Annotated in this window: 16 protein-coding genes and 1 tRNA gene; all 17 read left to right on the top strand. The window is 37.8% G+C overall.

The window, feature by feature from the left end:
* Entirely contained in the window at window positions 1-1,383 is a 1,383-nt protein-coding gene (leuC, locus tag TZ90_RS05050) for a 3-isopropylmalate dehydratase large subunit (protein ID WP_045611808.1), read from the top strand.
* 9 nt (window positions 1,384-1,392) lie between these two features.
* Window positions 1,393-1,986, top strand: a complete 594-nt coding sequence (gene leuD, locus TZ90_RS05045) for a 3-isopropylmalate dehydratase small subunit (protein ID WP_045611807.1) — start codon at window positions 1,393-1,395, stop codon at window positions 1,984-1,986.
* A gap of 27 nt (window positions 1,987-2,013) precedes the next feature.
* Entirely contained in the window at window positions 2,014-2,793 is a 780-nt protein-coding gene (locus tag TZ90_RS05040) for an L-threonylcarbamoyladenylate synthase (RefSeq protein WP_045611805.1), read from the top strand.
* Between the two features lie 163 nt (window positions 2,794-2,956).
* A complete protein-coding gene (locus tag TZ90_RS05035; RefSeq protein ID WP_000391559.1) occupies window positions 2,957-4,627 on the top strand; it encodes an AAA family ATPase in 1,671 nt (556 codons plus the stop codon).
* Entirely contained in the window at window positions 4,611-5,930 is a 1,320-nt protein-coding gene (locus tag TZ90_RS05030; protein WP_200893280.1) for an McrC family protein, read from the top strand. The genes TZ90_RS05035 and TZ90_RS05030 overlap by 17 nt, the downstream gene beginning before the upstream one ends.
* A gap of 172 nt (window positions 5,931-6,102) precedes the next feature.
* The gene (locus tag TZ90_RS05025; RefSeq protein WP_045611803.1) at window positions 6,103-7,089 is read left to right on the top strand and encodes a GMP reductase; all 987 of its coding nucleotides are present in this window, start codon (window positions 6,103-6,105) and stop codon (window positions 7,087-7,089) included.
* Window positions 7,090-7,154: 65 nt separating this feature from the next.
* Window positions 7,155-7,226, top strand: a tRNA-Arg gene (locus TZ90_RS05020).
* Window positions 7,227-7,409: 183 nt separating this feature from the next.
* Complete coding sequence (rnc, locus tag TZ90_RS05015) at window positions 7,410-8,108, top strand: ribonuclease III (protein ID WP_000661487.1); 699 nt, start codon at window positions 7,410-7,412, stop codon at window positions 8,106-8,108.
* Complete coding sequence (gene smc, locus TZ90_RS05010; protein ID WP_045611802.1) at window positions 8,099-11,638, top strand: chromosome segregation protein SMC; 3,540 nt, start codon at window positions 8,099-8,101, stop codon at window positions 11,636-11,638. The genes rnc and smc overlap by 10 nt, the downstream gene beginning before the upstream one ends.
* Before the next feature lie 143 nt (window positions 11,639-11,781).
* Entirely contained in the window at window positions 11,782-12,708 is a 927-nt protein-coding gene (locus TZ90_RS05005; RefSeq protein WP_045611801.1) for a bifunctional riboflavin kinase/FAD synthetase, read from the top strand.
* A 146-nt stretch (window positions 12,709-12,854) separates the two neighbouring features.
* Window positions 12,855-14,348 carry a type I restriction-modification system subunit M gene (locus TZ90_RS05000; RefSeq protein ID WP_045611800.1) on the top strand — a complete coding sequence of 498 codons (1,494 nt, stop codon included), beginning with the start codon at window positions 12,855-12,857 and terminating at the stop codon, window positions 14,346-14,348.
* Window positions 14,349-14,360: 12 nt separating this feature from the next.
* A complete protein-coding gene (locus tag TZ90_RS04995) occupies window positions 14,361-15,485 on the top strand; it encodes a restriction endonuclease subunit S (RefSeq protein ID WP_045611798.1) in 1,125 nt (374 codons plus the stop codon).
* A 59-nt stretch (window positions 15,486-15,544) separates the two neighbouring features.
* A complete protein-coding gene (locus tag TZ90_RS04990) occupies window positions 15,545-15,781 on the top strand; it encodes an AbrB/MazE/SpoVT family DNA-binding domain-containing protein (protein WP_045611797.1) in 237 nt (78 codons plus the stop codon).
* Window positions 15,778-16,191: a type II toxin-antitoxin system death-on-curing family toxin gene (locus TZ90_RS04985; protein ID WP_045611796.1), complete on the top strand. Its 414-nt coding sequence runs from the start codon at window positions 15,778-15,780 to the stop codon at window positions 16,189-16,191. Before TZ90_RS04990 ends, TZ90_RS04985 begins: the two co-directional genes overlap by 4 nt.
* Before the next feature lie 121 nt (window positions 16,192-16,312).
* Window positions 16,313-17,278 carry a site-specific tyrosine recombinase/integron integrase gene (gene xerA, locus TZ90_RS04980; protein WP_045611795.1) on the top strand — a complete coding sequence of 322 codons (966 nt, stop codon included), beginning with the start codon at window positions 16,313-16,315 and terminating at the stop codon, window positions 17,276-17,278.
* Window positions 17,279-17,311: 33 nt separating this feature from the next.
* On the top strand, window positions 17,312-18,448 hold the full coding sequence (locus TZ90_RS09915; protein ID WP_160290164.1) for a restriction endonuclease subunit S: 1,137 nt from the start codon (window positions 17,312-17,314) through the stop codon (window positions 18,446-18,448).
* A gap of 28 nt (window positions 18,449-18,476) precedes the next feature.
* On the top strand, window positions 18,477-21,827 hold the full coding sequence (locus TZ90_RS04970; RefSeq protein ID WP_045611792.1) for a DEAD/DEAH box helicase family protein: 3,351 nt from the start codon (window positions 18,477-18,479) through the stop codon (window positions 21,825-21,827).
* Window position 21,828 lies beyond the last annotated feature (1 nt).

Genomic DNA, 21,828 nt, shown 5'->3' with positions numbered 1-21,828 from the left:
ATGGCAGGAAAATCAATTTTTGATAAATTATGGGATCGTCATGTCATCACAGGAGAAGAGGGGCAGCCCCAACTCATGTATGTGGACCAGCACTATATTCATGAAGTGACCAGCCCTCAGGCTTTTCAAGGACTACGAGATGCAGGGCGCAGATTGAGACGACCAGACTTGACATTTGGAACCTTTGACCACAATGTCCCGACGGTCAATATCTACGATATTCGAGATGTCATTTCCAAGGCGCAAATTGATAAGCTAGCTGCAAATGTTGAGGAGTTTGGAATTGAACATGCGGCCCACGGTTCTGAAAAACAAGGAATTGTTCACATGGTTGGACCAGAAACTGGACGGACTCAACCAGGAAAATTCATCGTCTGTGGAGATAGTCACACAGCAACCCACGGAGCTTTCGGAGCGATCGCTTTTGGAATTGGGACCAGTGAGGTCGAACATGTCTTTGCGACACAGACCCTCTGGCAGGTCAAACCCAAGAAAATGCTGGTGGAATTCACTGGTGTTCCTCAAAAAGGAGTTTATTCCAAGGATTTCATTTTAGCCTTGATTGCTAAATACGGCGTTGCTTGCGGCGTTGGCTACGTGGTGGAATATCGTGGACAAGCTATTGATGCACTGAGCATGGAAGAACGCATGACCATCTGCAATATGTCCATCGAGTTTGGTTCTAAGATGGGAATCATGAATCCGGATCAAACAACCTATGACTATCTAAAGGGACGGGAATGTGTTCCAGAGGACTTTGAAGAGGCTGTGGCAGATTGGAAGACCCTTGTCAGTGATGATAATGCTGTTTACGATAAGGTTATCCAGATGGATGTCTCAGATCTTGCTCCTATGGTGACCTGGGGAACCAACCCTGCTATGGGGGTTGACTTTGACAGTAGTTTCCCAGAAATTAAGGATATGAATGATGAACGAGCCTACAATTATATGGATTTGGAACCAGGTCAAAAGCCAGCAGATATTGAATTAGGTTATATCTTTATCGGCTCTTGTACAAATGCTCGTCTCAGCGACTTGCAACTGGCTGCGCGATTTGTCAAAGGGAAGAAAATAGCTCCTAACTTAACGGCTATCGTGGTTCCGGGCTCTCGTCCTGTGAAACGAGCTGCTGAGAAGTTGGGCTTAGACAAGGTCTTTCTAGATGCTGGCTTTGAGTGGAGAGACCCCGGTTGCTCTATGTGCCTAGGGATGAATCCTGATAAGGTACCTGATGGTGTCCACTGTGCCTCAACCAGCAACCGGAACTTTGAAGACAGACAAGGCTTTGGCGCTAAGACTCATCTCTGTAGTCCAGCCATGGCAGCAGCGGCAGCTATCGCAGGGAGATTCGTAGATGTTCGGCAAATGCCAGAAGCCCAGTAAGGAGAGGATATGGAGAAATTTACAGTTTATACGGGAACGACCGTTCCTCTTATGAATGATAACATCGACACCGACCAAATCCTACCCAAGCAGTTTCTCAAGTTAATTGATAAAAAAGGCTTTGGTAAGTACCTCATGTATGCTTGGCGTTATCTGGACGATAAGTATACTGAGGATCCAGACTTTGTCTTTAACCGACCTGAATATCGGAAAGCTAGTATTCTCATCTCAGGGGATAACTTTGGGGCAGGATCTTCGAGGGAGCATGCCGCTTGGGCTCTAGCGGACTATGGTTTTAAGGTCGTGATTGCAGGATCTTTTGGGGACATTCATTACAATAATGAACTTAATAATGGCATGTTACCAATTGTTCAGCCCAGAGAGGTTAGAGAGAAACTATCCCAGCTACAACCAAGTGACCAGGTAACCGTGGACTTGGAACGACAAAAAATCATCTCACCAATTGGAGAATTCACTTTTGAAATCGATAGTGAGTGGAAACACAAACTCTTAAATGGTTTGGATGATATCGGTATTACATTGCAGTATGAAGATTTGATTGCTGCTTATGAAAAACAACGACCAGCCTACTGGCAGGATTAGAAGAAAAATAGAAAAGGAAATAGAACTATGACAAAACACATTCAATGGAACGGAACACTTTCACAAGAAGGCTATGATATTTTAAAAGGTGAGGGCGGTTGTATTGTTTGCCCTACAAAAGTTGGTTACATCATCATGACTAGCGATAAGGCAGGACTTGAACGCAAGTTTGCAGCCAAAGAACGTAACCGTAACAAACCAGGTGTTGTTCTCTGCGGTAGCATGGATGAGCTTCGCGCTTTAGCACAACTCAACCCAGAAATTGAAGCCTTCTACCAAAAACATTGGGACGAAGATATTCTTCTTGGTTGTATCCTTCCTTGGAAACTAGAAGCCTTTGAAAAACTCAAAGCATACGGTGATGGCCGTGAAGAACTGATGACGGACGTGCGTGGTACTAGCTGTTTTGTTATCAAATTCGGGAAAGCTGGTGAACAATTAGCTGCCAAACTTTGGGAAGAAGGCAAGATGGTATACGCTTCATCTGCAAACCCATCTGGGAAAGGAAACCGTGGTAAGGTAGAAGGAATCGGAGAACGTATCGAAGGCGCAGTGGATCTTGTTATTGAGGCAGACGACTACGTGGCATCCATCCAACCTGACAAAACGATTGAAACTCGCTACGAGCAAGGCGTGATGGTCTCTATGGTTGATAAGGACGGCAAACTCATCCCTGAACAAGGAGGAGCACGATCAACTTCACCAGCTCCAGTTGTAATCCGTAAAGGGCTTGACATTGATAAGATTATAATGCACCTGTCAGACACCTTTAACTCATGGGACTACCGTCAGGGAGAGTATTATTAGAATGTAGAAGAAGTCTAGCGTTAAGAGACATTAAAGCTCCTAACACTGGACTTTTCTTTAGAATTTCTTTTCTTTTTTATATAGATGTGATATTCTATATGTGAAATAGAGCTTTGAAATATTAAATACTAACTAGCCTATAATATGAAAATGGAGCTACAAAATGGAAGAAAAATTAAATTATTGGATGATAGTTGCAGGAGGAGGTGGAAAAGTTTGGTCTTTATTTAAAGAAGAAAATATAGCTTGTATAGATTTTGATTCTAATTTATCTAATATTTTAGATTACAATAATCCTGAAGAATTGAAGCAAGGAAAGCAGAGAAATTTATTTATTTGGAAGTTTGCACATGACATAAAAATAAATGATTATATAATAGCTACCTCAGGATTTAACAAAATTTTGGGTATTGGACAATGTGTGAAAACATATTACTTTGATGAAACAAAAACAGAGTTTAAACATTGTATTGGTGTTAATTGGTTGAAAGTAGATGGTGGATGGGAATACCAAGGTAAAAAAGGTGCAAGACAAACCATCAACTGGGATAGAAATTCAGAACGTATCAATTTGTATAAATCTATTCTAAATGGTACATACAGAAAAAATATAGAGAAGGTTGTTATGAATAAAAATATTAACGATTATTTAGATAAATTAAGAAAATCCAAAAACCTCATCCTCCGCGGTGCTCCTGGCACGGGAAAAACTTATCTTGCTAAAGAAATTGCTAAAGAATTAACGGATGGCAACGAAGATCAAATCGGCTTTGTTCAGTTTCATCCTTCGTATGACTACACGGATTTTGTCGAGGGTTTGCGCCCAGTATCCAATGGGGATGGAGCTATCGAGTTTAAATTACAAGATGGTATTTTTAAGAAGTTTTGTCAGAATGCTATAGATTCTAAGAAGATTGGAGGTCAAGATAATTTTGATGAAGCTTGGGATCTTTATCTTGAGTATGTAAATAACAGAGATGAAAAAGAATATTTGACAGAATTTTCCTATCTAACAGTAAATAGTCGAAATAATTTTAATATCAATTATGAAACTAAATCCCAAGGAACTGTCTTAACAAAATCTTATGTTTATGAACTATATAAAGATGAAAACTATCTGAAACAGCCCTATTATCATAACCAAGGAAAAAAAGTCCTTGAAACTTTAAAGAAAAGATTTGCTTTGAAAGACTATATTTCTCCAGAAGAGGTTGAAACAGACAAGAAATTCGTTTTCATTATCGATGAGATTAATCGTGGTGAGATTTCTAAGATTTTTGGTGAACTCTTTTTCTCTATTGACCCTGGCTATCGTGGTGAAAAGGGATGTGTTTCTACTCAGTATGCTAATTTACATGAGACTAATGAGAAATTTTATATCCCTGAAAATGTCTATATTATCGGAACTATGAATGATATTGACCGTTCAGTGGACACCTTTGATTTTGCTATGCGCCGTCGTTTCCGTTTTGTTGAAGTTACTGCTGAAAGCCAGTTATACATTCTAGATAACGAACTAGATGGACATGAGGAAGAAGCGAAAAAACGTTTAAGAAACTTGAACGCTGCTATTGAAAACGTTCAGGAGTTAAACAGTCATTATCATATCGGACCAAGTTATTTCCGTAATTTAAAAGAGTTGGATTATGATTATGAATTACTTTGGTCTGATTACCTCAAACCGCTTTTGGAAGATTACTTACGAGGTTCTTATGAAGAGGCTGAAACTCTGGGTACATTGAAAAAAGCATTTGATCTGACAAAGAATGAGCAAAAAGATCAGGCAGTAGCTGATGACCATGAAGGCGATGAAGACGATGATGCGGATAACTGATAATCAGCATAGAATTGCTAAGGAAGGCTTTGTCGCAGAATATCCCAAACTAAGTCAAGCACTTCTTGATAGAACACTAGATAACCTTTCTAAAGAGGACAATATCTTTATTTTTCCAAATGATTTGAAAAATTCTCCTGACTTAGAGAAGGACCAAAAAATCTTTGAAACAGTTAATCAGAAAATCAAGACTGGAAATGTGGTTGGTTTTCTGGGGTGTGGTCAGGAAAGATTAACAATTGCCTCTCGCTTTTCTGATGAGAGTAATGACCATTTTTTGCATTATCTCTTACACAAGGTTCTTCATATCAATCTCACTAGTTTAGATGTTGCTTTGTCTCTTGAAGAGAGGCTTTATCAACTTTTGATGTATCTCTTCCCTAAGTATCTACAAGCTGCAATTCGAAAAGGTCTTTATAAGGAATACCAGAGATTTTCTCATAATGACACTCATGTTAAGGGAGTGATTGATGTAAGAAACCATCTCAAGAAAAACCTTCCTTTCACGGGAAATATTGCCTACACAACGAGAGAGTTCACCTATGATAATCCCCTCATGCAGTTGGTCCGTCACACTATTGAATACATTAAGAACCAGAAAAGCATTGGTCAAGGGGTTCTTGATAATCTCTTGGCTAGTCGTGAAAATGTAGCAGAAATCGTGCGGGTAACTCCTTCTTATAAACTAGCTGATCGTGTTAAGATTATTCGGGGAAATCAATCTAAACCTATACGTCATGCATACTTTCACGAGTACAGAAAGTTACAAGAACTTTGTCTGATGATATTAAACAGAGAAAAGCACGGTTTTGGATATCAAGAGCAAAAAATTCATGGCATTCTCTTTGATGTTGCTTGGCTTTGGGAAGAATATGTTCATACCTTGTTGCCAAAAGATTTCATACATCCTAGAAATAAGGATAAGACGGACGGTATTTCGGTATTTTCTGTTGGGAAACGGAAAGTATATCCAGATTTTTATCAAGAAGAGCTTAAAATAGTATTAGATGCCAAGTATAAAAAACTGGAATTGACTGAAAAAGGAATCAACCGTGAGGACTTATTCCAGCTGATTTCCTATTCTTATATTTTGAAAGCTGAGAAGGCTGGTCTTGTTTTTCCGAGCAAGGACAAGGTTGTTGATAATGAGATAGGAAAGCTAGCAGGTTATGGAGCTTTGTTGAAGAAATGGTCTATCCAAATTCCTCAGAAGTCTTCATCTTATCGTGAATTTTGTGAAATGCTGGAAAACTCCGAAGAAATATTTAAAAGTAATATTACTAAAGAAGTGGGGAGAAAATAATCTCTCCTCTTTTTTGTCTTTGATATAAGTAAAACCCGAACGATATAATTTAAATTATAAAATTATTTGACAAAAACTGTACTTTGATTTATAATTAATTAAGGAAACGTCGGAAAAGGCGTAGTGATGCGAGAGCATAGGTAGGTCATTACAAAAGAAACGAGACATCGATATGTTAAATGAATTTCCAATTTTTGATTACGAAGATATTCAATTGATTCCAAATAAATGTGTCATTAAAAGCCGTGCAGAAGCGGATACAAGTGTCACTTTAGGAAAGCACACCTTTAAACTACCTGTTGTGCCAGCTAATATGCAGACGATTTTAGATGAAAATGTAGCAGAGCAACTGGCTAAAGGTGGTTACTTCTATATTATGCATCGTTTTGATGAAGCGGGGCGCATTCCTTTTATTAAACGAATGCACGATCAAGGACTTATTGCTTCTATCTCTGTCGGTGTTAAGGACTATGAGTATGATTTCGTTAGCCAGCTTAAGGCTGATGCTCCAGAATATATCACGATTGACATCGCTCATGGTCATGCAGATAGCGTGATTTCAATGATTCTACACATCAAGAAAGAATTGCCAGATACTTTTGTTATTGCTGGAAATGTGGGAACACCAGAAGCTGTGCGTGAATTGGAAAATGCTGGTGCGGATGCTACTAAGGTTGGTATCGGTCCTGGTAAGGTTTGTATCACCAAGGTCAAGACTGGTTTTGGTACAGGTGGTTGGCAATTGGCTGCTCTTCGCTGGTGTGCTAAGGCTGCACGTAAACCGATTATTGCTGATGGAGGAATTCGTACTCACGGTGATATTGCCAAGTCTATCCGCTTCGGTGCCAGCATGGTCATGATTGGTTCCCTCTTTGCAGGACACATCGAAAGTCCAGGAAAAACGATTGAAGTTGATGGTGAACAGTTCAAAGAGTACTATGGTTCAGCTTCACAATATCAAAAAGGTGCATACAAAAATGTGGAAGGCAAACGTATCTTGCTGCCTGCTAAAGGTCATTTACAAGACACTTTAACTGAGATGGAACAAGACCTTCAAAGTGCTATTTCTTATGCAGGTGGACGTCAGGTTGCTGACCTTAAACACGTTGATTATGTTATCGTGAAAAACTCTATTTGGAATGGGGATGCTTCCCACTAAGACGGGCTATTTGGCCAGAAAAAACTTGTTATTAGAGCAAATTTCTGTTATAATAAAACAAGTTTCCACCCTTAGTGTAATGGATATCACGTAAGATTCCGGTTCTTGAGATGGGGGTTCGATTCCCTCAGGGTGGATGTAAACATCCTAAAAAAGCCTTTAATAGGGCTTTTTTCTTTATCTTTCCCCAAATTTGCCTCTAAAACTGAAAACATTATTCTAAAGAATACCCAAATCTCTTCCAGTCCCGTTTTAGAGTGACTCAGGGGGCTTTTTTTGATATAATAAAAAGGACTGTTATCAGTTAGAAAGAGGTTGGTATGAAAGAATTACAAACTGTACTAAAGAACCATTTTGCAATCGAATTTGCAGACAAAAATTTACTGGAGACTGCCTTTACTCATACGAGTTATGCCAATGAGCACCGCCTCTTAAAAATTTCACACAATGAACGCTTGGAATTTTTAGGAGACGCTGTTCTACAGTTATTGATTTCAGAATATCTGTATAAAAAATATCCTAAAAAACCTGAGGGTGACTTGTCTAAACTCCGTGCCATGATTGTCCGCGAGGAGAGTTTGGCTGGTTTTGCGCGTGATTGCCAGTTTGATCAATTTATCAAGTTGGGTAAAGGGGAAGAAAAATCTGGTGGTCGCAATCGTGATACCATTCTTGGTGATGCCTTTGAAGCCTTTCTTGGTGCCCTTCTTTTGGACAAGGATGTGGCCAAGGTCAAAGAATTTATCTATCAAGTCATGATTCCTAAGGTTGAAGCAGGCGAGTTTGAGATGATTACAGACTACAAAACCCATCTCCAAGAGTTACTTCAAGTCAATGGGGATGTGGCTATTCGTTATCAGGTGATTTCTGAAACGGGTCCTGCCCACGATAAGGTCTTTGATGTAGAAGTTCTTGTCGAAGGTAAGAGCATTGGTCAAGGTCAAGGTCGTTCTAAGAAACTAGCAGAGCAGGAAGCTGCCAAAAATGCCGTTGAGAAAGGGCTGGATTCATGTATTTAAAGGAAATCGAAATTCAGGGATTCAAGTCTTTTGCTGATAAGACCAAGGTTGTCTTTGACCAAGGTGTGACGGCAGTTGTTGGACCCAATGGATCTGGAAAGTCCAATATTACAGAAAGTCTGCGTTGGGCCTTGGGGGAGTCAAGTATCAAGAGTCTCCGTGGTGGCAAGATGCCGGATGTTATCTTTGCTGGAACTGAAAGTCGCAAACCGCTCAATTATGCTTCTGTAGTTGTGACTTTGGATAATCATGACGGATTTATCAAGGATGCAGGTCAAGAAATCAGGGTAGAACGCCATATCTATCGTAGTGGAGATAGCGAATACAAGATTGACGGCAAGAAAGTCCGTCTGCGTGATATTCATGATCTTTTCTTGGATACTGGATTGGGACGAGATTCCTTCTCTATCATTTCCCAAGGGAAGGTTGAGGAGATTTTCAACTCCAAGCCTGAAGAACGCAGAGCTATTTTTGAAGAGGCTGCTGGAGTTTTGAAATACAAAACTCGTAGAAAAGAGACTGAGAGCAAATTGCAACAAACTCAGGATAATCTAGACCGCTTAGAGGACATTATCTATGAGTTGGATAATCAAATCAAGCCTCTTGAAAAGCAAGCTGAAAATGCCCGTAAGTTTCTAGATTTGGAAGGTAAACGCAAGGCTATTTATTTAGACGTGCTGGTTGCCCAAATCAAGGAAAATAAGGCTGAACTAGATTCGACAGAAGAAGAGTTGGCACAGGTTCAGGAACTATTGACTAGTTATTATCAAAAGCGTGAAAAATTAGAAGAAGAAAATCAAACTCTTAAAAAGCAACGCCAAGATTTACAGGCTGAAATGGCCAAAGACCAAGTCAGTTTGATGGATTTGACCAGTCTGATTAGTGATTTAGAGAGAAAATTAGCCCTATCGAAACTGGAATCTGAGCAAGTAGCTCTGAATCAACAGGAAGCACAAGCTCGTTTGGCTGCTCTGGAGGATAAGAGAAATACTCTAAGTCAGGAAAAGACTGAAAAAGAAAGCTCTTTAGCCCTCTTAGAAGAAAATCTAGTCCAAAATAATCAAAAACTCAATCGTTTAGAAGCTGAATTACTGGCTTTTTCAGATGATCCTGATCAGATGATTGAGATCTTACGTGAACGCTTTGTGGCGCTTTTACAAGAAGAAGCTGATGTCTCAAACCAACTGACTCGCATCGAGAATGAGTTGGAAAATAGTCGTCAACTTTCTCAAAAACAAGCAGATCAACTAGAAAAGCTGAAAGAACAGCTGGCTACAGCTAAAGAGAAGGCTAGTCAGCAAAAGGCGGAGCTTGAAACTGCTAAGGAGCAGGTTCAAAAATTATTGGCCGACTACCAAGCTATTGCCAAGGAGCAAGAGGAGCAGAAAGCTTCCTATCAAGCTCAACAAAGCCAACTCTTTGACCGTCTGGATAATCTCAAAAACAAGCAGGCGAGAGCTCAGAGTTTGGAAAATATCCTGAGAAATCATAGTAACTTTTATGCAGGTGTTAAGAGTGTCCTCCAAGAAAAAGACCGCCTTGGTGGAATAGTTGGTGCTGTTAGTGAGCACCTGACCTTTGATGTGCATTATCAAACTGCCTTAGAGATTGCTCTTGGAGCCAGCAGTCAGCATATCATCGTAGAAGATGAAGAGTCGGCAACCAAAGCCATTGATTTCCTTAAACGAAACAGAGCTGGTCGTGCAACCTTCCTTCCTTTGACAACAATCAAGGCTCGTACGATTTCTAGCCAGAATCAAGATTCTATCGCTGCAAGTCCAGGATTTCTGGGCATGGCAGATGAGTTGGTGACATTTGATACTAGACTGGAAACCATTTTCAAGAACTTGCTAGCCACAACAGCTATTTTTGATACCGTGGAACATGCGCGTGCAGCAGCTCGCCAAGTTCGTTATCAGGTTCGTATGGTGACTTTGGACGGCACAGAGTTGCGCACAGGTGGTTCCTATGCAGGTGGAGCTAATCGCCAGAATAACAGCATTTTCATCAAGCCAGAACTGGAGCAATTACAAAAAGAAATTGCTGAAGAAGAAGTAAGCTTGCGTTCTGAAGAAGCGAGTTTGAAGACCTTGCAAGACCAGATGGCTAGATTGACCGAATCATTAGAAGCCATCAAATCTCAGGGTGAGCAGGCTCGTATTCAGGAGCAAGGCTTGTCCCTCGCTTATCAGCAGACCAGTCAGCAAGTTGAAGAGCTAGAAACTCTTTGGAAACTCCAAGAAGAGGAATTAGATCGTCTTTCTGACGGAGATTGGCAAGCAGATAAGGAAAAATGCCAAGCACGCCTTGCTACTATTGCCAGTGACAAGCAAAATCTGGAAGCTGAGATTGACGAGATTAAGTCTAACAAAAATGCCATCCAAGAACGCTATCAAAACTTGCAAGAACAGGTAGCGCAAGCTCGCTTGCTTAAGACAGAACTACAAGGGCAAAAACGTTACGAAGTTGCGGATATTGAGCGTTTAGGCAAAGAATTGGACAATTTAGATATCGAACAAGAGGAAATCCAGCGCCTTCTTCAAGAAAAGGTTGACAATCTTGAGAAAGTTGATACAGAATTGCTCAGTCAACAGGCTGAAGAAGCCAAAATGCAGAAAACAAACCTCCAACAAGGTTTGATTCGTAAGCAGTTTGAATTAGATGATATTGAAGGTCAACTGGATGATATTGCTAGTCATTTGGATCAGGCCCGCCAGCAGAATGAAGAGTGGATTCGTAAGCAAACACGTGCTGAAGCTAAGAAAGAAAAGGTCAGCGAGCGCTTACGCCATTTACAAAGTCAATTAACAGACCAGTATCAGATTAGCTATACTGAAGCACTAGAAAAGGCACATGAATTGGAAAACCTCAATCTGGCAGAGCAAGAGGTGCAGGATTTAGAGAAGGCTATTCGCTCACTGGGTCCTGTCAATTTGGATGCTATTGAACAGTACGAAGAAGTTCACAGCCGTCTGGATTTCCTCAATAGCCAGCGAGATGATATTTTGTCAGCGAAAAACCTGCTCCTTGAGACCATTACAGAGATGAATGATGAGGTCAAGGAACGCTTTAAATCAACTTTTGAAGCTATTCGTGAGTCCTTTAAAGTGACCTTCAAACAGATGTTTGGCGGAGGTCAGGCAGACTTGATATTGACTGAGGGTGACCTTTTAACAGCTGGTGTGGAGATTTCTGTTCAACCTCCAGGTAAGAAAATCCAGTCGCTTAACCTCATGAGTGGTGGTGAAAAAGCCTTATCAGCTCTTGCTTTGCTCTTCTCTATCATTCGAGTTAAGACTATCCCGTTTGTTATCTTGGATGAGGTAGAGGCTGCGCTGGACGAAGCCAATGTTAAACGTTTTGGGGATTACCTCAATCGATTTGACAAGGACAGCCAGTTTATCGTTGTGACCCACCGTAAGGGAACCATGGCAGCGGCTGATTCTATCTATGGAGTGACTATGCAAGAATCAGGTGTCTCAAAAATTGTTTCGGTCAAGTTAAAAGATTTGGAAGAAACAGTAGACTAGTTACCAAACGATAGCATCTCTTAGGGGATGCTATTTTTTAAAACTAACATCTTGAATGATTTTTTAAGGTCAGTTCAGGCGCAAAAAACGACATTTGGGCTTTCCTTTTAGCGAAAAGGCTTTCTCTATGATATAATAGTTTCATGATTACAACAGTACCTATAAAAAATGAAAAAGACATCGCAGTACCGGATAAAACAGTTCTTGTTTTAGGCTATTTTGACGGTATTCATAAGGGACATCAGAAGCTTTTTGAAGTAGCTAGTAAGGCTTCGATGAAAGATTATCTTCCAGTTGTTGTGATGACCTTTACAGAGTCCCCTAAGCTTGCTTTGCAACCTTACAAGCCAGAATTAATGCTTCATATTGTTAGCCATGAAGAACGAGAACATAAGATGAAATGGCACGGAGTAGAGGCTCTTTTCCTACTTGACTTTAGTAGTAAATTTGCTAGTTTAACGGGGCAAGAGTTCTTTGATACCTATGTTAGAGCATTAAAACCAGCGATTATTGTAGCGGGATTTGATTACACGTTTGGTTCTGATAAGAAAACTGCGGATGATTTGAAGGACTATTTTGATGGAGAAATCATCATTGTTCCTCCTGTTGAGGATGAAAAGGGGAAAATTAGTTCTACTCGTATTCGTCAAGCTATTCTTGATGGAGATGTCAGGGAAGCTGGTCATTTACTTGGCACTCCTCTACCGTCACGTGGAATGGTTGTTCATGGCAATGCACGTGGACGGACTATCGGTTACCCAACAGCAAACTTAGTTTTAAGAGATCGAACCTATATGCCAGCAGATGGTGTTTACGTAGTCGATATTGAAGTGCAGCGTAAAAGATATCGTGGAATGGCGAGTGTCGGGAAAAATGTTACTTTTGATGGAGAAGAGCCACGTTTTGAAGTCAATATTTTTGATTTTTCAGATGACATTTACGGTGAAACAGTCATTGTCTACTGGTTAGACCGTGTCCGAGAAATGGTCAAATTTGACTCCGTTGAAGAACTGGTAGACCAACTCCAGAAGGATGAATTAATTGCTCGGAATTGGAATGATGGAGAGTAGGATGTTTAAAAAGTGAACCATATTTTGTGTTTGCTTTTTTTATTTTTGGAAGAAATTCTTATAGATATAAACCTAATTGAAGCTTTGTTCGAAATCTGTTAAAATAGGGATATTAATAACTTTAAAAAATAAAGAAAAGAGATTATATGATTACAGGTGAATTAAAAAATAAAATTGATCAGTTGTGGGAAATGCTTTGGACTGAAGGTAACGCAAATCCTCTAACAAATATTGAACAATTGACTTATCTTCTGTTTATGAAGGATTTGGATAGTGTTGAACTTGGACGCGAAAGCGATGCTGAGTTTCTAGGGATTCCTTATGAGGGAATTTTTCCAAAAGACAAACCTGAATACCGTTGGTCGACCTTTAAAAACATTGGAGATGCTCAGGAAGTCTATCGTTTAATGACTCAGGAGATTTTTCCATTTATTAAAAATCTTAAGGGAGATACTGACGATACAGCTTTTTCACGTTATATGCGTGAAGCTATCTTTCAAATAAATAAACCTGCTACACTACAAAAGGTGATTTCTATATTAGATGAATTTCCAACTAGAGGTTCAGATTTAAACTTTGATAGTGACACACAGGGGATTAATGATATTGGCGATATCTATGAATATCTGCTATCAAAATTGTCAACCGCTGGTAAAAATGGACAATTTCGTACACCTCGGCACATCATCGATATGATGGTTGAGTTGATGCAACCAACTATCAAAGATATCATCTCAGATCCTGCTATGGGGTCTGCTGGTTTCTTAGTCTCTGCTAGCCGTTACTTAAAGCGTAAGAGAGATGAATGGGAAACCAATCCAGATAATATCAACCATTTTCATAACAATATGTTTCATGGAAATGATACGGATACAACTATGCTTAGACTTGGTGCAATGAACATGATGCTGCATGGAGTGGAAAATCCACAAATTAGTTATCTCGACTCACTATCTCAAGATAATGAAGAAGCAGATAAATACACTTTGGTTTTAGCAAATCCTCCATTTAAAGGGTCACTTGATTACGATTCAACTTCAAATGATCTCCTTGCTACTGTAAAAACAAAAAAGACAGAATTGCTTTTCCTTGCCCTTTTCTTGCGTACCTTGAAACCAGGGGGACGTGCAGCGGTTATTGTACCTGACGGTGTCCTCTTCGGTTCTTCTAAAGCCCATAAAGGAATTCGTGAGGAAATTGTTGAGAATCATAGATTAGATGCTGTAATCTCAATGCCAAGTGGTGTTTTCAAGCCTTATGCAGGGGTTTCAACTGCTATCCTAATCTTCACTAAGACTGGAAATGGTGGGACGGATAAGGTTTGGTTTTACGATATGAAAGCAGACGGTCTGAGTTTAGATGATAAACGTCAGCCTATCAGCGATAATGATATCCCAGATATTATTCAACGTTTCCATCAACTTGAAAAAGAAGCAGAACGTCAGAGAACGGACCAGTCTTTCTTTGTTCCAGTAGATGAGATAAAGGATAATGATTATGATTTATCTATCAATAAATACAAAGAAATCGAGTATGAAAAAGTTGAGTATGAACCAACAGAAGTCATTTTAAAGAAAATCAATGATCTAGAAAAAGAAATTCAAGCTGGCTTAGCAGAGTTAGAAGAATTACTCAAGTAGGGAGATGAATATATGAAAAAAGTGAAGTTGGAGGAAGTGGTAACTCTCAAAAAAGGTAAGAAAGCCACTATACTTGATGAACAAACGATTCTAAGTCAACGTTATATTCAAATAGATGATTTGAGAAATGACAATAATCTAAAATTTACTGAAAGTTTAAATATGACTGAAGCACTTCTAGATGATGTTCTGATAGCTTGGGATGGTGCTAATGCAGGAACAATTGGCTACGGACTATCGGGAGCTGTCGGTAGCACTATTATGGTCTTAAAAAAGAATGAACAATACAAAGACGAGATTATATCAGAATATTTGGGAGTTTTTTTGGAAAGTAAATCGCAGTATTTACGGTATCATTCAACAGGTGCAACAATTCCACATTTAAATAAAAATATATTACTTGATCTAAAATTAGAATTATTACGTATCGAAGAACAAGAGAACATTATCTGTATTCTTAATATAATTAAAAAACTTATTACTAAAAGAAAATGTCAATTAAAAGAGCTAAACTCGCTCGTCAAATCCCGATTTAACGAGATGTTTGGGGATCCTGTTTTTAATGAAATGAGATGGAGAAGATGTAAGTTAAAGGATATATCAGTAGAAAAATTGGCTTACGGATCAGGGGCATCAGCAATTGACTTTTCAGGATTAAGATATATTCGTATAACTGATATTGATGAATGTGGAAACTTGAAAATTGACAAAAAATCACCTAGCCATTATGACGAAAAATATTTATTAAATACTGGGGATATATTGTTCGCTAGAAGTGGAGCTACAGTTGGAAAAACTTTTTTATATTCAAAAGAGAAGTATGGTCCAGCACAATATGCGGGATACTTGATTAGACTAATTCCTAATTTGTCATTAGTAAACCCTGTTTTCGTTTATCATTTTACAAATACGAAGTTCTATAATGATTTTATTGCTAAAGTTCAGAATGCAGTTGCGCAACCAAATATCAATGCAAAACAATATGGTGAATTAGATTTCATCCTCCCCCCTCTTTCCCTCCAAAACGAATTCGCAGACTTTGTGGCTCAGGTAGACAAATCACAATTGGCAATTCAAAAATCACTAGAAGAACTTGAAACTTTGAAGAAATCTCTTATGCAGGAGTATTTTGGCTGATATTCTGTCATTGTAATTACGGTAATTATTTGTTATAATACTTCAAAGGAGGAAATCAGATGGTCGTAAAAACAAGAAAACAAGGAAATTCAATTACGATTACCATTCCAAGCGAGTTCAATATTCCAAGTGGTGTTAAATACGAAGCGAAATTGTTACCAAGTGGTGAAATTATCTTTACTCCCGAAGAGTCTGGACATCAGATTTCTTATGTTTCTGATGATGACTTTGACTTGAAACTGGATACAATTTTTGATGAATATGATGAAGTTTTCAAAGCTTTGGTGGAAAAATGACAGTCTATCTAACAGAAAAGCAAATTGAAAAAATCAATGCTTTAGCAATTCAACGATATTCTCCAAATGAGCAAGTTCAAACAGTTAGTCCTTCAGCATTAAATATGATTGTGAACTTACCAGAACAATTTGTTTTTGGTAAACCTCTTTATCCAACAATTTTTGATAAAGCAACGATACTATTTGTCCAATTGATAAAGAAGCATGTTTTTGCTAATGCTAATAAACGAACTGCTTTCTTCGTTTTGGTCAAATTTCTACAATTAAATGGCTATCTTTTTTCTGTAACTGTTGAAGAAGCGGTTGATATGTGTGTGACTATAGCGGTAGAAGCTTTAACTGATGAAAAAATGATAAGCTACTCTAAATGGGTTTCTCAGCATTCTATCAGAGGAAAGGTCGAAAAGTAAGCTAGTTTGTTAGATTTGAATGAGTATTAGAAAATAAATGAACAGACAATATTAGAATTCTGAAATGCAGAAACTGATATTGTCTCTTTTTATTGATGAGTAATAATGAAAGTGAGAATTTATGGAATCAAAAGTTACAATTATCATACAAGAAATGTTACCACTTTTAAACAATGAACAATTACTAGCATTGCGAGAAAGTTTAGAACGACATCTAGTGGATGGAAAAAAGAAGCAAAAGCATTCGAATAATAATCTGTTGCAACTATTCATAACTGCTAAGCAGGTGGAGGGCTGTAGCGTAAAAACAATACGTTATTATCAGAGAACAATTGAAAATTTGTTTCATCATATTAAGGAGTCTGTGACACAACTGACAACAGATGATTTGAGAAGTTATCTAGCAAATTATCAGTCTGAAAAGGATTGTAGTAAGGCGAATTTGGACAATATTCGGCGTATATTGTCCTCTTTTTTTGCTTGGCTTGAGCAAGAGGAATATATTATCAAGAACCCTATTCGAAGGATTAAAAAAATTAAGACAGAACAAACTGTGAAAGAAACTTATACGGATGAACATCTGGAAATTATGAGGGATAACTGTGAAAATTTAAGAGATTTGGCAATGATAGATTTATTAGCATCAACAGGTATGCGTGTAGGTGAACTTGTCCAGTTGAATCGTTCTGATATCGATTTTGAAAATCGTGAATGTGTTGTATTTGGGAAAGGTAAAAAGGAGAGACCAGTATATTTTGATGCTCGTACGAAAATTCATTTGAGAAACTATCTCAATGATAGAAAAGATAACCATTCTGCTCTTTTTGTAACGTTAGTTGGGAAAGCCCAGAGACTTGGGATTGCCGGTGTAGAGATTCGATTGAGAAAGTTAGGACAAAAACTTGGAATACAAAAGGTTCATCCACATAAATTCAGAAGAACTTTAGCGACAAAGGCTATTGATAAAGGAATGCCTATTGAACAAGTCCAAAAACTACTAGGTCATAGCAAAATTGATACAACCCTTGCCTATGCAATGGTTAACCAAAGTAACGTTAAACATTCACACCAAAAATTTATCTCTTAAATGCAAATCCCGATATTTCGAGGAGGTGGTTGCGTGAAGAAAGTGAAGTTGGATAAACTTGGAAAAATTATTACAGGAAATACACCTAGTAAAAAAATATTAGAATTTTATGATAGCAATGATATCCCTTTTATAAAACCAGATGACTTTAAAACTATAGATGAAATTTCGTCATCAAAAGGGAATAAAAATTATATATCTGAGAATGCACGAAACAATGCAAGAATAGTCCCCCAAAATTCGGTATTAGTAACTTGTATAGGTATAATTGGAAAAGTTATGATTTCTGAATCTGAATTATCATTTAATCAACAAATTAATGCAATTGTTCCGAATGAATTAATTTTATCTAAATATTTAGCATATTTATTGCTATATAATAAATCTAAATTAGATTTTATTTCCAATGCGCCCGTTGTACCAATCATCAATAAAACTCAATTTTCGGAGTTTGAAGTTACGTTTCATGAAAATATTGATGTTCAAGAAATGATTATACAAAAGTTAGAGAATTTAGATAATCAGATTTTAAAAAGAAGGCATCAATCTAAATTACTCTCAAACCTTGTAAAATCCCGATTTAACGAGATGTTTATATTAAGTGACTTTTCATTAAAGAGACTAGGAGAATTAGTTGATGAAGTCCGATATGGAACGAGTTTACCAGCGACTATTAATGGTAAGTATGGATATTTAAGAATGAATAATATAACTGAAAATGGTAAGTTGAATATACAGAATTTAAAATATATAGATATTCCAGAAAAAGACTTAGAAAAGTATGTAGTAAGAAAAGGGGATATACTATTTAATCGTACAAATAGTATTGAATTAGTTGGGAAAACATGTATTTATGAATTAGATTTTGATATGGTTATTGCAGGTTACATTATTCGTATTAGAACAAATAATAATATTTTAAACCCTAGATATCTATCCGAATTTTTAAATTTTCCTAGTACAAAGAAGTTTCTAAGGAACATCGCGAAAGGTGCTGTTAATCAAGCTAATATAAATGCAAAGGAATTACAAGATATTTCCATCCCCCTCCCCCCTCTAGATCTCCAAAACGAATTCGCAGACTTTGTAGCTCAGGTCGACAAATCACAATTTGCTTGTCAGATAGTTATAAAACTGTGGAGAAATAGCTTGAAATCTAGTATAATATAGCTATCTATTTATTCAAAGTGAGAGAAGAATGGGAAATTTTGATTTTCTTTTAAATAACGAAGAGTATAAATCTTTTTCAAAGCCCTGTATAGAAGCTGAAAGTATGATTGCGACATCTACTGTAGCGACAGCTTTCATGGCTCGTCGTGCCTTGGAGCAGGCTGTTCATTGGATTTATAGCCATGATTCCTACTTAGAAGCCCCTTATCGTGCTACCTTATCTTCATTAGTGTGGGATGATGACTTCAGAGAAATCGTAGATTCAGAACTTCATAGTCAGATGGTTCTCTTGATACGTTGGGGTAATCATGCAGCCCATGGCGGAGAGATTAAGGAACGAGAAGCTATTTTGGCTTTGCATCATTTGTATCAGTTTGTTAATTTTATTGATTACTGCTACAGTAACGAGTTTGTGGAACGTTCTTTCGACGAGAATTTATTGCCACTTTCAGCAAATATCAAGTTTCGAGAAACACCACAATCTATGGCGAAATTACAAAACAGTTTGCCAAACCTTCCTGATTTCGATGAACAGATGGCTAGTCACTCATTAGCTGTTCAAGAGGCTTATACTGAAAAACGTGAGACAGCAGCTCTACGTCAAGATGTACCTTTCCATATCGATCAACTATCTGAAGCAGAGACAAGAAAACTCTTTATTGATATCGATCTCCGTTTAGCAGGTTGGACATTTGAGAAAAACTGTCGTGTTGAGGTAGCTGTTCATGGTTTGAAGCATGGTACAGGAACTGGATATTGTGACTATGTTCTTTATGGTAAAAATGGGAAAATTCTAGCAATTGTTGAGGCCAAAAAGGCATCTGTGAATCCAGAAGTAGGGGAGGTGCAGGTCAAGGAATATGCTGAAGCTCTTGAGAAACAAATCGGTTATAGGCCAATTTGCTTTATTACCAATGGTTTAAAGCATTACATACTTGATGGTCTTAATCGTCGCCAGATTGCAGGTTTCTACTCTCAAGAAGAGTTGCAACTTTTGATGGACCGACGTCACATGCAAAAACCTCTCGAGGATATCTCTAGCAAAATTAGGGACGATATTTCTGGACGTCATTATCAGAAACATGCGATTACAAGTGTCTGTGAAACATTCTCTAATAATCGCAGACAGGCACTCTTGGTTATGGCAACTGGTTCTGGGAAAACTCGTACAGCTGTTTCTCTAGTTGATATCCTGTCACGTCATAATTGGGTAAAAAATGTTCTTTTCTTGGCTGATAGAACTTCCCTGGTTAAGCAAGCTTATGACTCATTTAGGAAATTACTTCCAGATCTTTCAGTTTGTAATTTTTTAGAGGATAAAGATGGCGCTCGATCTAGTCGAATGGTTTTTTCAACCTATCCGACCATGATAGGAGCGATTAGTGATCAAGAAGAAGTGAATCAACGCCCCTTCACTGTTGGACACTTTGATCTCATCATAATTGATGAATCTCACCGTTCTATTTATCAGAAATACAAATCAATTTTTGATTATTTTGATGCAAGAATTGTAGGATTAACTGCCACCCCACGTCAAGATTTGGATAAAAATACTTACGGTTTTTTTAACTTAGAGAATGGCGTTCCAACATACGCATACGATTTGGAAGAGGCTGTAAAAGATGGTTATTTAGTAGCTTATCATTCGATTGAAACTAAGTTGAAACTACCAACAGATGGTCTACATTACGATGATTTATCCCCAGACGAAAAAGAATATTTTGATAGCAAATTTGAAGATGGTAGTTCTGAAAAAGATATTGATCCTGCAGATTTTAATACCTCTATTTTTAATAGAAATACAGTCGAAATTGTTCTAGATGAACTAATGACAAAAGGAATTCAGACAGCTTCAGGTGACGAAATTGGTAAAACCATTATTTTTGCTAAAAACCATCGACATGCTGAATACATCAGAGATATTTTTAACGAACGCTATCAGGAAAAAGGAAGCGATTATGCTCAAGTGATTGATTATAGTATTAAGCATTATCAAACCTTAATTGACGATTTTAAAATTAAGGAGAAATACCCTCAAATTGTAATTTCTGTTGATATGTTGGATACAGGTATTGATGTACCTGAGGTTGTTAATTTAGTCTTTTTCAAGAAAGTACGTTCTAAAACCAAGTTTTGGCAGATGATTGGTCGAGGAACCCGTCTTTGTAAAGACTTATTTGGACCTGAGCAGGATAAGGAAAATTTCTTGGTATTTGATTATGGTGATAATTTTGAATATTTCAAAGCTGATCCACGAGAGGGAGATGGTCGTCACATAGTTTCTCTGACTCAACGTTTGTTTAACATCAAGGTGGACTTGATTCGAGAACTGCAGGGACTTCATTATCAAGATGATCAGTTTGCTAAAGAATACCGTCAGAAACTCGTCACAGAACTTCATGAACGTATGGTTAGCTTAAATGAGTTGGACTTTAGGGTTCGTATGGTCTTAGATACAGTTTATACTTATAGGAAGTTGGAAAATTGGCAAAATCTGACGACAGTCACGAGTGAAACAATCAAGAAAGATCTTTCCTCACTTCTTTTTGAAGAAAATAAAGAGGAAGAGATGGCGAGACGATTTGATTTATGGTTGTTTCAGATACAGTTAGGACAACTGTTAGCTAAGCCAGCAACTGTCCATATTTCTCAAGTTATGAAAACGGCTAAATCCCTTGCTTCTGTTGGTAATATACCACAGGTTTTTGCACAGGCTGAAGTCATCAGGAGAGTACAAGAACCTGAATTTTGGGAAGAAGTTAGTTTATCTGGGCTTGAAAAAATACGCCTTGCGCTTCGAGATTTACTACAGTTTCTGGGGAAAACGGAACACATTGTATATTATGTCAATTTTGATGATCATATTCTTTCTACTGTCCATGATACTACGCCATATTTACAGGTCAATGACCTGCGATCTTATAATGAAAAAGTTGAACATTATTTGAAAACTCATCTAGATGATGAAGCAATTTCTAAGTTATACCATAATGAAAAATTGACCTCTCAGGATTTGCTTGCACTTGAAACATTGCTATGGGAAAAATTAGGCAGCAAGTCAGATTACCAACAACATTATGAAAATAAGGCAATTCCTAGATTAGTTCGTGAGATTATTGGTTTGGATAGAGAGTCTACTAATCAAGTTTTTTCTAAATTTTTATCGGATGAGAGTCTCAATGCCAAACAGATTTCCTTTGTAAAACTGATTGTAGATTACATTGTAGAGAATGGTTGCTTGGAGACTAAAGTTTTAACACAAGAGCCGTTTAAATCGTATGGTTCAGTTCAACTACTCTTTCAACACCAACTCCCTATACTTCGTAATATTGTCCAAACAATTGAACTTATCAATGATCGAGCTGGAGAAGCAGCGTAAA

This window comes from Streptococcus mitis (genome assembly GCF_000960005.1).
Classification (GTDB): Bacteria; Bacillota; Bacilli; order Lactobacillales; family Streptococcaceae; genus Streptococcus; species Streptococcus mitis_CK.
This window is presented reverse-complemented; position numbering and strand designations above follow the sequence as displayed.

Excerpts from the sequence above, each read along its gene's own strand:
- TZ90_RS05025 (WP_045611803.1), top strand. The coding sequence starts at position 6,103 with ATGTTAAATGAATTTCCAATTTTTGATTACGAAGATATTCAATTGATT.
- leuD (WP_045611807.1), top strand. The coding sequence starts at position 1,393 with ATGGAGAAATTTACAGTTTATACGGGAACGACCGTTCCTCTTATGAAT.
- TZ90_RS04990 (WP_045611797.1), top strand. The coding sequence starts at position 15,545 with ATGGTCGTAAAAACAAGAAAACAAGGAAATTCAATTACGATTACCATT.
- TZ90_RS05005 (WP_045611801.1), top strand. The coding sequence starts at position 11,782 with ATGATTACAACAGTACCTATAAAAAATGAAAAAGACATCGCAGTACCG.
- rnc (WP_000661487.1), top strand. The coding sequence starts at position 7,410 with ATGAAAGAATTACAAACTGTACTAAAGAACCATTTTGCAATCGAATTT.
- TZ90_RS04970 (WP_045611792.1), top strand. The coding sequence starts at position 18,477 with ATGGGAAATTTTGATTTTCTTTTAAATAACGAAGAGTATAAATCTTTT.
- TZ90_RS04985 (WP_045611796.1), top strand. The coding sequence starts at position 15,778 with ATGACAGTCTATCTAACAGAAAAGCAAATTGAAAAAATCAATGCTTTA.
- TZ90_RS04995 (WP_045611798.1), top strand. The coding sequence starts at position 14,361 with ATGAAAAAAGTGAAGTTGGAGGAAGTGGTAACTCTCAAAAAAGGTAAG.
- TZ90_RS05030 (WP_200893280.1), top strand. The coding sequence starts at position 4,611 with ATGATGCGGATAACTGATAATCAGCATAGAATTGCTAAGGAAGGCTTT.
- TZ90_RS05040 (WP_045611805.1), top strand. The coding sequence starts at position 2,014 with ATGACAAAACACATTCAATGGAACGGAACACTTTCACAAGAAGGCTAT.
- TZ90_RS05035 (WP_000391559.1), top strand. The coding sequence starts at position 2,957 with ATGGAAGAAAAATTAAATTATTGGATGATAGTTGCAGGAGGAGGTGGA.
- leuC (WP_045611808.1), top strand. The coding sequence starts at position 1 with ATGGCAGGAAAATCAATTTTTGATAAATTATGGGATCGTCATGTCATC.
- xerA (WP_045611795.1), top strand. The coding sequence starts at position 16,313 with ATGGAATCAAAAGTTACAATTATCATACAAGAAATGTTACCACTTTTA.
- TZ90_RS05000 (WP_045611800.1), top strand. The coding sequence starts at position 12,855 with ATGATTACAGGTGAATTAAAAAATAAAATTGATCAGTTGTGGGAAATG.
- smc (WP_045611802.1), top strand. The coding sequence starts at position 8,099 with ATGTATTTAAAGGAAATCGAAATTCAGGGATTCAAGTCTTTTGCTGAT.